General features: G+C 72.9%; 10 protein-coding genes. 9 read left to right on the top strand and 1 reads right to left on the bottom strand.

What is annotated here, in order from left to right:
* Positions 1-378 (bottom strand): aminotransferase class III-fold pyridoxal phosphate-dependent enzyme (locus tag ACJOT3_RS24390; RefSeq protein ID WP_406975428.1); only part of this gene is annotated, 378 nt, incomplete at its 3' end.
* Between the two features lie 172 nt (positions 379-550).
* Between ACJOT3_RS24390 and ACJOT3_RS24395 the strand changes: the two genes are divergently transcribed.
* The 9 genes from ACJOT3_RS24395 to ACJOT3_RS24435 all read left to right on the top strand — a co-directional run bounded on the left by ACJOT3_RS24395 (position 551) and on the right by ACJOT3_RS24435 (position 13,364).
* Positions 551-2,008, top strand: a complete 1,458-nt coding sequence (locus tag ACJOT3_RS24395) for a PucR family transcriptional regulator ligand-binding domain-containing protein (protein WP_406975429.1) — start codon at positions 551-553, stop codon at positions 2,006-2,008.
* A 120-nt stretch (positions 2,009-2,128) separates the two neighbouring features.
* On the top strand, positions 2,129-5,188 hold the full coding sequence (locus tag ACJOT3_RS24400) for a DNA helicase (protein WP_406975430.1): 3,060 nt from the start codon (positions 2,129-2,131) through the stop codon (positions 5,186-5,188).
* Between the two features lie 66 nt (positions 5,189-5,254).
* Positions 5,255-6,136 carry an Fpg/Nei family DNA glycosylase gene (locus tag ACJOT3_RS24405; protein ID WP_406975431.1) on the top strand — a complete coding sequence of 294 codons (882 nt, stop codon included), beginning with the start codon at positions 5,255-5,257 and terminating at the stop codon, positions 6,134-6,136.
* A 106-nt stretch (positions 6,137-6,242) separates the two neighbouring features.
* Positions 6,243-7,262: a LacI family DNA-binding transcriptional regulator gene (locus ACJOT3_RS24410; protein ID WP_406975432.1), complete on the top strand. Its 1,020-nt coding sequence runs from the start codon at positions 6,243-6,245 to the stop codon at positions 7,260-7,262.
* Between the two features lie 405 nt (positions 7,263-7,667).
* A complete protein-coding gene (locus ACJOT3_RS24415; RefSeq protein ID WP_406975433.1) occupies positions 7,668-9,380 on the top strand; it encodes an ABC transporter substrate-binding protein in 1,713 nt (570 codons plus the stop codon).
* Between the two features lie 216 nt (positions 9,381-9,596).
* Positions 9,597-10,592, top strand: a complete 996-nt coding sequence (locus ACJOT3_RS24420; RefSeq protein ID WP_406975434.1) for an ABC transporter permease — start codon at positions 9,597-9,599, stop codon at positions 10,590-10,592.
* On the top strand, positions 10,589-11,500 hold the full coding sequence (locus ACJOT3_RS24425; protein ID WP_406975435.1) for an ABC transporter permease: 912 nt from the start codon (positions 10,589-10,591) through the stop codon (positions 11,498-11,500). Before ACJOT3_RS24420 ends, ACJOT3_RS24425 begins: the two co-directional genes overlap by 4 nt.
* Positions 11,501-12,451 carry an ABC transporter ATP-binding protein gene (locus tag ACJOT3_RS24430; RefSeq protein WP_406975436.1) on the top strand — a complete coding sequence of 317 codons (951 nt, stop codon included), beginning with the start codon at positions 11,501-11,503 and terminating at the stop codon, positions 12,449-12,451.
* A gap of 4 nt (positions 12,452-12,455) precedes the next feature.
* Entirely contained in the window at positions 12,456-13,364 is a 909-nt protein-coding gene (locus ACJOT3_RS24435; protein ID WP_406975437.1) for an ATP-binding cassette domain-containing protein, read from the top strand.
* The last annotated feature ends 206 nt before the right edge of the window (positions 13,365-13,570 follow it).

Here is a 13,570-nt window from a genome sequence, read left to right on the forward strand (position 1 = left end):
GTTCAGCAGGATCGAGCGCTTCTCGTGGTCACCGGGGGTGATCCGGTTGAGGGCCTCGCACACGTCCACGTACGCCTCGTACGGGTTGACCATGAAACACGTGTGCGTGAACCGGCCCAGCTGCTCGGCGGAGCGCTCCACCACGCGCGGGTCGGCGTTGCCGACGTTGGTGACGGCGATGCCCGAGCCGAAGTCGATGAGGGCGTTGCCGTCGACGTCCTCGACGATCCCGCCCCCGGCGCGGGTCACGTAGACGGGCAGCACGCTGCCGACGCCCTTGGCGACGGCCGCGACACGGCGCTCCTGGAGCTCACGGGACTTGGGACCGGGGATCTCGGTGACGATCCGGCGGGACTGGGCGACCTCGGTCACGGCCATGCGTCTGCCTCCTTCAGTGCGACACGGGGTGCGGAAAGGGACGGGGCGCGCGGCCCCGACCCGCATGACACTAGGCCGCGTCCGGACCGGCGGACATGGACACCGTGGATAATCGACGCAGGTCCCTGCGCCAATGCGGCAGGGGCCACCGACCGCGAAGAGTGGAGGGCCGATGCCACCGACCCTGGGCGGACTGGTGCGGACCCCCTCCCTGGGGCTGCGCCCGCTCACCGGCGAGGAGGGGCTGGACCGCACGGTGGGGTGGGTCGCGGTCAGCGAGCTCACCGACCCCACCCCCTACCTGGCCGGGGGCGAGCTGCTGCTCACCACCGGCGTCCGCTGGGCCGAGTCCCCGCCGGACCTGCGCGAATACGTGCGTCGGCTGGCCCGGCGCGATATCGCCGGGCTCGGGTTCGGGGTGGGCGTCGCCCTGGAGGAGACCCCGGAGGAGCTGCGGGAGGCGGCCGCCGAGTTCGGCGTCACCCTGCTGGAGGTCGCCCGGCGGACCCCCTTCATCGCCGTCGGCAAGGAGGTCTCCCGGGTCCTGGCCAAGGAGGAGTACGAGGGGCTCAGCCGCGCCTTCACCGCCCAGCGCGACCTCACCCGCGCCGCCCTGACCGGGGCCGAGGCCGTCGTCGACCGGCTCGCCCGCGACCTGGGCGCCCGGGTGCTGCTGCTGGCGGCCGACGGCTCCGCGCGCCACGCCGCCCCCGGCGGGACGGCCCCGCGCCCGCAGGACCTGGCCGCGCAGTTGGCCGGGGAGCTGGACCGGCTCAAGGCGGCCGGGCCGCGCGCCAGCGTCGCGGTCACCGTGGGCGGCGACCACGTCTGGGCCCAGCCGCTGGCCACCGGGCGCCGGGTCCGCGGGTTCCTCGCCGTGGGCACCGGCGGGCCGCTGGGGCCCGAGCAGCGGACCCTGGTCAACGCCGCCGTCTCCCTGCTGTCCCTGGAACTGGAGCGCGACGCCCACGGCGACATCGCCCGCATGGGCGAGGGCGTGCTCGCCGCCCTGCTCACCGGGGCCCTGGACCCGGCCCACCCCGGCGCCGGGCGGCTGATCGCCGTGCTCCCGCCCGCCCCCGTGGTGATCGCCGCCGCGGACGCGGCCCAGGGCGCCCACCCCCCGCACGGCGTCCTCGTCGCCGAGCACGAGGGCCGCGCCCTGCTGCTGGCGGCCGCCGACACCCCGGCCGCGGCCGTCGCCGACCTGCTCGACGGCCCCATCGGGATCAGCGACCCGGCCGACTACACCGGGCTCGCCGCCGCCCTGGCCCAGGCCGAGCGCGCCCGCGAGGCGGCCCGCTCCCAGGGCGGGGGCCCGGTGCGCGCCGCCGACCTGCCCGGCGGCCTGCTGGGCCTGGCCGACACCCCCGCCGGGACCCGGATGGCCGAGGAACTGCTCGCCCCGCTGCTGGCCGAGCGCTCCGGCGCCGAACTGCTCGCCTCGCTGCGCGCCTACCTGGCGGCCGCGGGCCGCTGGGACGCCGCCGCCGAGGCCCTGGGCGTGCACCGGCACACCCTGCGGTACCGGATGCGCCGCATCCGCGACCTGCTCCCGGCCGACCTCGACGACCCCGACGTGCGCGCAGAACTGTGGATCGCCCTGCGCCTGCACGGCGACCGTGCCTGAAAACCTGAAAGTCCGTACGGGTTCCGGCGTTCGGGAGATCTCGGCCCGCGTTATCCACGACAATGGGTCGTGACAGCGGTGTGTGATCGAATGATCACCGGACCGACGCCGGGGGCGGACGTGAGATCACTACGGGACGATGAGCAGGAGCTCGGCGACCACGGGACACCGGTGTCCGCCGGGCGGCGACCGGCGGTCATCCGGATCGGCAGGCAGGGGGCGGGCGGGGCCTCCCTGCGCTGGCGGCCGCCCGCCGCCGACGGCATCGACCCCCGCGGCCTGCTCGGCTACCTGCGCGCCTGCCTGCGCCGCGAGGCCGTGCACACCCACACGGTGCTGCTGGGCCACCTCGACGGCGACACCTGCGCCTGCCTGCCCGGCGGCGCCGAGACCCTGTTCGCCGGCGACGGGGACCGCACCCCGGCCGGACCCGCGGCCGCCCGGGTCGTGCGCCTGGCCGCCCGGCACGGGCAGGCCCTGCGCTACGGCTACCCCCTCGTCATCCTGGGCGAGGGCGCCGACCGGGCCGCCCTGCCCCTGCTCACCGTGGACGTCCAGGTGGTCGACGACCCCGCCGCCCCGGACGCCCCGCGGATCCGCGCGATCGGCCCGCCCGACGTCAACGCCGCCCTGCTGGAGCGGCTGGGCACCACCGACCCCGAGGACCTCTTCGAGCTGCGGACCCGGCTGCGCGCCGGATCCCCCGACCCCTCCGGGCGGCCCGCGGCCGTCGCGGACCTGGCCGTCAAGGTGCGCACCCTGCTCTCCCGCCTGGAGATCGAACGGGTCGACGACATCGACCCGGCGGCCACCCGGGACGCGCCCCGCGACCCCGTCGACGGCGCCCACAACGTCGCCGTCCTGTTCCGCGCCGGACCCGGCGCCCGCCCCGGTGACGAGGTGCCCGAACCCGGCACCGTCGAGGCGGTCCTGGCCGACCTCGACCCCACCGAGCGGGACGGCATCGACCCCGGCGCCATCGACGACACCGCCCTCCAGGCCCTGCTGGAGGGCTCCGGCGGCGCCCCCGGGCCGGACCCCGTCGACGGAGGCGGGAACACCCGCGCCCCCCGGGACGCCCGAGCCCCCCGGGACCCCCGCGCCCACCGGGACGACCAGGAGCCCTACGGCGGCCCCGTCCCGCTCAGCGCCTCCCCCCTGGACCAGGCCCGGTACACCGCGCTGTGCGCGTCCATGACCGACCGGCTCACCGCCGTGGCCGCCCCGCCCGGCACCGGCGCCCACGACCTCGTCGACGCCGTGGTGCGCACCGCCGTCGGCTCCGGGCAGCGGGTCCTCGTGTGCGGGCGTACCGAACACGACGTCCGCGAGGTCCTGCACCGGGCCGAGGGGGGCCACCCCGTCATGCGGGTCGGCGGCAAGGAGCACCGGGCCGCCGAGGCGCGCCTCATCGGGCGGCTGCTCGCCGATCACGGCGGCGCCCCGCCCCGCCCCGAGGACCCCGCCGCCGCCCGCGCCGACCTGGCCCACCACTGGTCCCTGGTCCGCGCCGTCTGGGAGGAGATGGACGGCATGGCCGCGGGCGGGTACGAGCTCGCCCACCTGGCCCTGGAACGCGGGCGCGGCATCGCCGACGGCTGGGACCCCGACCGTCTCTTCACCCCCGAGAGCGGCGGCCCCGAGTACTGGCTGCCCCGGGCCGAACGCGCCTTCGCCGGCGGCCTGGGCGCCTTCCAGCACCGCTCCGCGATCCGCCGCGAACTGGGCCTGGACACCGACCCCGAGACCCTCGCCCGGCTGTGCGCCATCGCCCGCCTGGAGAGCCGCTGGCGCGCCGCCCTGGACCGCCGCACCCGGCACGCGCCCCTGGGCGAGCTGACCGAGCGGCTCGCCCAGGCCCAGCAGCACCACCGCCGCATCGGCGCCGCCTGCCTGGCCGCCGCCGTCGAACCCCGGCTGTGGCGGGGCAGGCCCGCCCTGGAGAACCGGCTGGAGACCCTCAACTGGCACCACGGCCCGAGCTGGCCCGGCATGGACGGGCTGATCGAGGTGCTGCCCGCCTGGGCCTGCCGCACCGACCAGGTCCGCGCCCTGCCGCCGCGGCCGGGCCTGTTCGACCTGGTCGTCGTGCTGGGCGCGGAGCGGACCCGGGTCTCCGAGCTGCTGCCGGCCCTGCACCGGGCCTCCCGGGCCCTGGTCGTGGGCGACCCGGCGCACCCCGGTCCGGCCAGCGCCCTGGAACCCGACGAGGAGCGCCGCGCCCTGGCCGCCGCCGGGCTCGCCGCCGACCGGCTGGACGAGCGCGGCCTGCGCCACGGGACCGGGTCGGCGCTGCGCGCGGCCGCCCGCGCCGTCGAGGAGACCCTGTGGCTGGACGAGCACTCCGGGGCGCCTCCGCTGCTCGCCGAGACCGCCTCGCGCCACTGCTACGGCGGCCGCATATCGGTGGCCACCGCACCCGACCCGGGCGGCGGCCCGGCCTTCGAGTGGCGCGACGTCGCGGGCGTCTGCGAGGCCGCCCCCGGCCTGTCCTACATCAACCGGGAGGAGGCCTACCGTGCGGCCGTGGTCGTCGACGAGATCGACGAGCACCTGCCGCGCGGGCGCACCATCGCCGTGGTCGCCCCGACCCAGCCCCAGGTGGCGCTGCTGCGCCGCCTGCTCCGGCCGCGGAACTTCCGCCACCACGTCGTGGTCGGCGGCCCCGACCTGCTCGGCGGCGACCTCGACCGGGCCGACGTCACCGTGCTCTCGCCGCTGCTCGCCCAGGGCGCCCCCGCGATCATCGAGCGCCGGGTGCGCCGCATGGGGCACCTGTGGTCCGCGGTGCTCACCCGCACCGCGCAGCGGCTCGTGGTCGTCGGCGACCGCGCCCACTGGGAGGCCGGGGACGGCCCGCTCGCCGAGCTGGTCGCCGTGCCCGAGAACGCCCCGGACGGCGCCTGCCGCGTTCTGGTCGACCGGCTCCGGGAGGCGGGCACGCGCGTCGAGCTCCAGCAGACCGTGGAGGGCTGGACCGCCGACCTGGTGGTCCGCTTCGGCGCCCGGCGCCTGCTCATACTCCTGGACCGCGAACCCGACGGCCGCCGGCTGCGCCGCCTCATGGCCCGCGGCGACTCCCTCAACCGCATCACCGGCGACCCCGTCGTGGTGGTCCCCGCCTGGCGCTGCCTGGCCGACCCCGACCGACTCGTCCGGGAGATCCTCGAAGCCCGTTGACCCGCACTACCCTTGATGCGGCGAAGGTCCGGCTTCGCCGTGTTCGGCGAGACGAGGGGGGAACGGGTGCCCGAGGGCCACACGCTGCACCGGTTGGCGGCGCACTTCGACAAGACCTTCGGCGGCGGCGCGGTGCGGGCCGCCAGCCCCCAGGGCCGGTTCGCCGACGGCGCGGCCCGGATCGACGGCCGCGTCCTGACCGCCGGGGAGGCGCACGGCAAGCACCTGTTCCTGGGTTTCGACTCGGGGGAGTGGCTGCGGGTCCACCTGGGACTGTACGGCGCCTGGACCTTCGGTGACGCCGACGGCGAACGCCACCTGGGCGCGCCCCGCGCCCCCGGGGCCGACCGGATCGACCTGGTCCGCGACGCGGACGGGTTCGCCGTTCCGCCTCCGCCGGTCGGCGCCGTCCGGGCCCGGCTGGTCAACGCCTCCGGCTGGGCGGACCTGCGCGGCCCCTCGGCCTGCGAGGTCGTCACTGAGGAGGAGAAGCTCGCCGTCCAGGAGCGCCTGGGCCCCGACCCGCTGCGCCCCGACGCCGACCCCGAACGCGCCTGGCGGGCGGTCTCCCGCTCCCGGACGAGCATCGCCGCCCTGCTCATGCGGCAGGAGGTCATCGCCGGGATCGGCAACATCTACCGGGCGGAGTCCCTGTTCCGCGCGGGCCTGGCCCCGGCGACCCCGGGCCGCGACCTGTCCCGGGAGCAGTGGGACGCCCTGTGGGAGGACCTGTCCGGGCTGCTCCGGGACGGCGTCCGCGACGGGTACATCATCACGACCCGCCCCGAGCACCGGCCCGACCCCGACGCCCTCCCGGTGCCCCGGCCGGACACCCTGTACGTCTGCTACCGCACCGGCGAACCCTGCCGGGTGTGCGGCTCGCCGATCGCCGCCACCGAGCTGGCCGGACGAACGCTCTACTGGTGCCCGGGCTGCCAGCCCGGATGATCCGGACCCACCGCGGCCGGGACGGCCGACGGAACGTGCAGTACAATCCCACATCGCCGCTTAACCGGTTCAGTGTTCGAGGTCAGGGGGACGTGTGGGGGCTTTGATGCGACGGCCGACCATCATGGACATCGCCAAGGCTGCGGGGGTGTCCAAGGGGGCGGTCTCCTACGCCCTCAACGGCCGGCCCGGGGTCTCCCAGGAGACCCGCGAGCGCATCCTGGCGATCGCCCACGACCTGGGGTGGGCGCCCAGCAGCACGGCCCGCGCCCTGTCGCCGGGCGGACGCGTGGGCGCCATCGGCCTGATCGTCGACCGCCCCGCCCGCTCCCTGGGCGTGGAGCCGTTCTTCATGCAGCTGATCTCGGGCATCGAGACGGAACTGGCGGTCTCCGGGACCGACCTGCTGCTCCAGGTCACCGACGACCGGGAGGCGGAGGTCGGGGCGTACCGGCGCTGGTTCGCCGAGCGCCGGGTGGACGGGGTCGTCATGGTCGACCTGCGGGTCGACGACCCCCGGGTCGCCCTGGTCGAGGAGCTGCCCCTGCCCGCCGTGGTCCTGGGCGGGCCCAAGGGCGCCGGGACCCTGCCGTGCCTGTTCACCGACGACGCGTCCTCGATCCGGGAGGTCGTGCACTACCTCGCGGCGCTGGGACACCGGCGCGTGGTCCGGGTGGCCGGGCCCGAGGAGTTCATGCACACCCACGACCGCACCCGCGCGTTCGAGGCGGCCGCCGCCGAGGCCGGCCTGGCCGGGGCGGCCACGGTCCACGCCGACTACACGGGGGAGGCGGGCACCCGCACCACCCGCCGCCTGCTGGCCAGCGCCGAGCGGCCCACCGCCCTGGTCTACGACAACGACGTCATGGCGGTGGCCGGATTGGGTGTGGCCCGGGAGATGGGCGTGGACGTCCCCGGCCAGCTGTCCATCGTGGCCTGGGACGATTCGACGCTGTGCCGCCTGGTGCACCCCTCGCTGACCGCGGTCGCCCGGGACGTGGTCACCTGCGGCCGGGAGGCCGCGCGCATGCTCGCCGAGGCGGTCGAGGGGCGGGCGGTGGGCAGCCGCGAGACGGCGCGGGGCGAGCTCCAGCCGCGCGGCAGCACGGGCCCCCTGGCGGGCTGAGCGGGCCTATCGCGGCCGGTCCCCGGCGCCGCCGCACACGTGTGCCCCGGGCGCCCCGGAGGGGCCGTGGGAGCGCTACCAAATCCCCGCGCACTGTGGAAAACTACCGCGCACGGCGTGCTCTCCATCACGTCGCCGGAAAGAGGAGTGGGGACCCGTGCGGAACCGGTTCAGCGACGATCGGCCGTCTGTCTTGCCCACATCTGTGCTGTTACAAGCGAATAACAGCGACGTGACGACCATTGACGCCCTTCCCGTCCGCGTGTTGTTGTTAACGTCACTTACCCGGTTCAGCAACGGCCTGTCTCCGCGCCCCTGATTGGGAGCGCTCCCACCTCTCCGAGTCCCGGAAGAGGGCAGTTCCCCCCACGAGCGGCCGGCCGGGTGAAAGAAGGAGGAGTCGCGATGAGATCTCTTCGGCTTCCGGCGGCACTCGCGGCAGTGGCCCTCGCGGCCACGGCGTGCGCGGGTGGCGACGGCGGAAACGGAGGAGGTTCCGGGGAGTACCCCCGGAACGAGACGCTGTACACCACCGGTACAGCCTGGGGTCCGCCGGCCAACTGGAACCCCTTCATGCAGGGCCAGTACGCGATCGGCACGGTGGGCCTGGCCTACGAGCCGCTCTTCCTCTTCGACCCCAACACCAGCGAGTACGTCCCCTGGCTGGCGGAGAGCGACAGCTGGCCCGAGGAGAACGTCCACGAGATCGTCCTGCGCGAGGGCATCACCTGGCAGGACGGGGAGGCCATCGACTCCGCCGACGTCGTGTCCACCCTGGAGATCGGCCAGTTCGGGTCCGTCCCCTTCAGCAACCTGTGGAACTTCATCGAGAGCGTGGAGGCCGTGGACGCGCAGACCGTCCGCGTCACGTTCAGCGAGAACCGCCCCCAGGAGTGGATGAACTGGGTCTACTCGCACCCCATCGCCCCCGAGCACATCTGGGGTGAGAAGACCGAAGAACAGATCATGAGCGAGGTGAACGAGGACCCGGTCGGCTCCGGTCCCTACTCCTACGAGTCGCACACCGACGACCGCCTGGTCTGGGAGCGCAACGACGACTGGTGGGGCACCGAGGCCCTCGACCTGGAGATGAAGCCCCGCTACATCGTCGACCTCGTCAACGCCTCCAACGACGTCACCCTGGGCATGCTCCAGCAGGGACAGGTCGACCTGTCGAACAACTTCCTGCCCGGCATCGACCAGATCATCAACGGCAACGAGGCGATCACCAGCTACTACGACGGGCCGCCCTACATGCAGCCCGCCAACACCGCCTGGCTGGTGCCCAACACCACCAAGAAGCCGCTGGACGACCCCCAGTTCCGCCAGGCCCTGGCGCACGCCATCGACATCACCCAGATCATCGAGGGCCCCTACGCCAACCTCGTCGAGGCGGCCAGCCCCACCGGCCTGCTCCCCATCTGGGACGACTACATCGACCACGACCTGGTCGAGGAGGAGGGCTTCACCTACAACGCCGACGAGGCGGTGAAGCTCCTCGAAGACGCGGGCTACCAGGACGAGGACGGCGACGGCTACGTCGAGACCCCCGACGGCGACCCCATCTCGCTGACCCTTGAGGTCCCCGCCGGCTGGACCGACTGGATGGAGGCCTCCAACGTCATCGCGGCCAACGCCCAGGCCGTCGGCATCAACATCCAGGCCCAGACGCCCGAGTACGACCTGCTGGTGGACAACCGCAACGCCGGTGAGTTCGACCTGGTCATCAACAACGAGCGCGGGGCGAGCAACACCCCGTGGACGTACTACGACTACCTCTTCCAGCTCCCGGTGGGCGAGCAGCAGTCCACGGTCAACTTCCACCGGTACGAGAACGAGGAGGCGTGGGAGCTCGTCGAGCAGCTCGCCGCCGTCCCCGCGGACGACGTCGCGGCCGCCGCCGAGATCACCTCGCAGATCCAGGAGATCCAGCTGGCCGAGCTCCCGGCCATCCCGCTCTGGTACAACGGCATGTGGTCGCAGGCCAACAACACCGTCTGGACCAACTGGCCCGGTGAGCGCGAAGGTGCGCCCAAGACCTACGCCTCCATGTGGAACGGCATCTACCAGCTCGGTGGCATCTACACCCTGGCCACCATCGAGCCGGCCGGCGAGTAGCCGCATCCCCCGGTCGGCGGGCCGGAGAACCCCTCCCCCCGCGTCCCGCCGACCGATCCGCCCCGGGCGGGCACGGCGCGAAACCGCCCGCCCGGGGCGACCCCGACACCGGCGGGACACCGGAACCCCCGCAGGGACCCCCACCCGGGTCCGTGTTCCGGGTCCCGCCCCGCCCGGGGCTCGTCGTCCGTCCGCCACCATCACCTGGAGGAACGTGTGTGGCGCTACATCGGCCGTAAGCTCTTCGTCTACCTGCTTACGTTCGTCATCGCGGTCACCATCAACTGGATGATCCCGCGCTTCATGCCGGGTGACCCCGTTCGGAGCATGCTCTCCCGCGCCTCGGTCGGCAACCCCGAGGCCCTACAGCGCATGACCGACTACTACACCGGGGTCTTCGGCCTCGACACCCCGCTGCACGAGCAGTACCTGACCTTCTGGACAGGACTGTTCCGCGGCGACCTGGGCGTCAGCGTCATGCTGTACCCCCAGCCCGTCCTCGACATCATCCTGAGGTCGGTGCCCTTCACCCTGGGCCTGCTCATCCCCGCCATCATCCTCAGCTGGATCGTCGGCAACCGGATCGGCGCCTTCGCCGCCCGCAAGAAGCTGCTCGACAACACGATCCTGCCGGTCGGCTACATCCTCACCGGTATGCCCTACATGTGGCTGGCCCTGCTGCTGGCCTGGAGCCTGGGCATCGTCGCCGGGGTCCTGCCCACCGCGGGCGGCTACTCGCCGTCCCTGCGCGTGGAGTTCTCCTGGCTGTTCATCTCCAGCCTGATCACGCACTGGTTCCTGCCGTTCCTGTCCATGTTCATCGTGGCGCTGGGCGGCTGGGCGATCGGTATGCGCAACATGATCATCTACGAGCTGGAGGCGGACTACTCCAACTACCTCCAGGCCCTGGGCGCACCCACCCGGCTGATCCGCCGCTACGCGTTCCGCAACGCGATGCTGCCGCAGATCACCGGACTGGCCGTCCAGCTGGGCACGGTCCTGTCCGGCGCCCTGCTCACCGAGATCGTGTTCAACTACCCCGGCCTGGGCAGCCTGATCCTCCAGGCGCTCAACAGCCGCGACTTCTTCGTGCTCCAGGGCACCTTCCTGTTCGTGGTCGTCGGCGTGCTGATCGCCAACTTCATCATCGACATCGTCTACGTGCTGGTCGACCCGCGCACCCGGGTCCAGATGACGGGAGGCGCGGCGTGAGCGACATCGCCGGAGCCCCGGGCACCGCGGAGGCCGCGGGAGCCACCGAACCCACCGCCGAGCGCAAGACCTCCGAGGTCCTGCACTTCGCCGTGCGCAACCCCAAGCTGCTCATCGGGCTGGGGATCGTGCTCGGGATGCTGCTGCTCGGCATCATCGGCCCCTTCTTCATCGACCACGGGCCCAACGAGTACGTCGGCCCCAAGAGCCAGGCGCCCAACGGCGAGTACTGGTTCGGCACGACCAGCTTCGGGCAGGACGTCTGGGCCCAGTTCGTGTTCGGCCTGCGCTCGACCTTCCTCATCGGCGCGTTCGGCGGCGGCGTGGCCTTCGTCATCGGCACGACGGTCGGGTTCGTCGCCGGGTACAAGGGCGGGATCGTCGACGAGATCCTCAACATGCTCACCAACATCGTGCTGGTGCTGCCCGCCCTCGTCGTCCTCATCGTCATCACGGCCTACCTGGAGGTGCGCGGCATCTTCATCCAGGGCGTGTTCATCGGCCTGACCTCCTGGCCGTGGGCGGCCCGAGCCGTCCGCTCCCAGGCGCTGACGCTCGCCACCCGCGACTACGTCGACCTGGCCCGGCTCAGCGGACGCCGCACCTGGCGGATCATCACCACCGAGATCGCTCCCAACATGAGCTCCTACCTGGTGATGGCCTTCATCCTGCTGTTCGGCGGCTCGATCCTCATCGCCGCGGGCCTGGACTTCATCGGCCTGGGCCCCACCAACGGCGTCTCGCTCGGCCTCATGCTCGAAAGCGCCATGAAGTGGAGCTCGCTCTACCTGGGCATGTGGTGGTGGTTCATCCCGCCGGGCCTCGGGATCACCGTGATCGTGGGCTCCCTGTACATCCTGAATGTCGGGCTGGACGAGGTGTTCAACCCCAAGCTGCGGGAGCTGTAGATGACTCTGCGCGTCAACGACCTCAAGGTCTACTACCAGACCCTGCGCGGAGACGTCCACGCCCTGGACGGCGTGACCTTCGATCTGGCCGACGGCGAGATCATGGGTCTGGCCGGCGAATCCGGGTGCGGCAAGACCACGCTGGGCAAGAGCCTGATCCGCCTCGACTCGCGCATGCGCCACGTCGGCGGCACCGTCGAACTGGACGGCAAGGACGTGCCCATCGGGGACGACCGGGCCATGGTCCCGCTGCGGTACCACGAGATCTCGCTCATCCCGCAGTACGCGATGAGCGCGCTCAACCCCACCCGCAAGATCGGGCGGATGATCAACGACCTGCTGCGGGCGCGGGGGGTGCGCCCGGCGGACATCGCCGACGAGCTCAAGCGCCGCCTCGAACTGGTGGGGCTCAACACCGACGTCCTGGACCGGTTCCCGGTCGAGCTGTCCGGCGGCATGAAGCAGCGCGTCGTCATGGTGATGTCCACGCTGCTCAACCCGTCGCTGCTCATCGCCGACGAGGTCACCTCGGCCCTGGACGTGTCCACCCAGCGCGCCGTCGCCGAGTCCCTGGTCGAGTTCCGGGACCGCGAGTACATCAAGAGCATGGTGTTCGTGACCCACGACATCTCGCTCGTGTACCAGATGGCCGACACGATCATGGTGATGTACGCGGGCCACATCGTGGAGAAGGCCTCGGCGTCCACCATCATCAACGCCCCCCGGCACCCGTACACGCAGATGCTCATCTCCGCCCTGCCCGAGGTGGGGACCACCACCGACCAGGGCCGGCTGGAGGGCATCCCCGGCACCCCGCCCGGGCTGCTGAACCCGCCCACCGGGTGCCGTTTCAAGGACCGCTGCCCGCTGGCGTTCGCCAAGTGCTCGGAGCGTCCTCCGCTGGTCGAGATCGAACCCGGCCACTGGGCCGCCTGCTGGAAGACGGGGTGAGGACGTGCTGGAACTCAGCCACGTGCACAAGGTGTACCGGGTCGGGGCGTTCGGCGGCGGGCGGCTGCGCGCCGTCCGCGACGTCAGCCTGAAGGTCGGGTCCGGTGAGGTGGTCTCCCTCATCGGGGAGAGCGGCAGCGGCAAGAGCACCATCGGAAAGATGGTGCTGGGACTGTTCAAGCCCACCGCCGGGACGATCGCGTTCGACGGCACCGACATCACGACCATCCGCGGGCACGCCGCCCGCAAGGCCTACTACCGGCGGGTGCAGGGGGTCTTCCAGGACCCGTTCAGCTCCTTCAACCCGATCTTCAAGGCCGACCGGGTGTTCGAGATGATCCGGTCCTCGTACTTCCCCGGGACCTCCGACGCCGACTGGCGGGAGAAGGTGCTCAAGGCGGTCGGTACGGTCCGCCTGGACCCGGAGAACGTCCTGGGCAAGTACCCGCACCAGCTCAGCGGCGGCCAGCTCCAGCGCCTGCTCATCGCGCGGGCCCTGCTGCTGGACGTGGACCTGCTGGTCGCCGACGAGGTGATCAGCATGCTGGACGCTTCCACCCGGATCGACGTGCTCAACCTGCTCGCCGACCTCAAGGAGCGGGGGATGGCGATCCTGTTCGTCACCCACGACCTGTCGCTGGGCAACTACGTCAGCGACCGGTCGGTGATCCTGCGCAAGGGCGCGATCGCCGAGATGGGGCCCACCGCGCGGGTGTTCGAGAACCCGCTGCACCCCTACAGCCGCCACCTGCTCTCGTGCGTGCCCCAGCTGCACCGCACCTGGGCGGAGGTGGACGCCGAACTGGAGGCGAACCCGCCGGAGGACTTCGAGCTCCCGGTCGCCCCCGACGACGCGTCGGCGCCGCTGCTGGAGGCGGAGGAGGGGCACTTCGTGGGCATCGACCAGGGCTGAGGCCGGGGCCGGGTCCGGGCCGGGCTTGTGGCCGGGTCCGGGACCGGGTCCACGGCCGGGCCCGTGCCGCTCCGCGGCCGGTGGACGGTCGGTGGGCCGCCGCCGGGCGGCTGTCGGACACGTCCGTGCGGGCGGCGTCCGTACCGTCCGGTGGGAGCGGTCTCAGAGCCGTGAGCTGGAATGATCCGCCGCACACTCCTCAGGGG

Source organism: Nocardiopsis protaetiae (assembly GCF_045446735.1).
Taxonomy (GTDB): domain Bacteria; phylum Actinomycetota; class Actinomycetes; order Streptosporangiales; family Streptosporangiaceae; genus Nocardiopsis; species Nocardiopsis protaetiae.

Coding starts and splice junctions, on each gene's coding strand:
- ACJOT3_RS24395 (WP_406975429.1), top strand. CDS start 551: ATGCCACCGACCCTGGGCGGACTGGTGCGGACCCCCTCCCTGGGGCTG.
- ACJOT3_RS24430 (WP_406975436.1), top strand. CDS start 11,501: ATGACTCTGCGCGTCAACGACCTCAAGGTCTACTACCAGACCCTGCGC.
- ACJOT3_RS24415 (WP_406975433.1), top strand. CDS start 7,668: ATGAGATCTCTTCGGCTTCCGGCGGCACTCGCGGCAGTGGCCCTCGCG.
- ACJOT3_RS24410 (WP_406975432.1), top strand. CDS start 6,243: ATGCGACGGCCGACCATCATGGACATCGCCAAGGCTGCGGGGGTGTCC.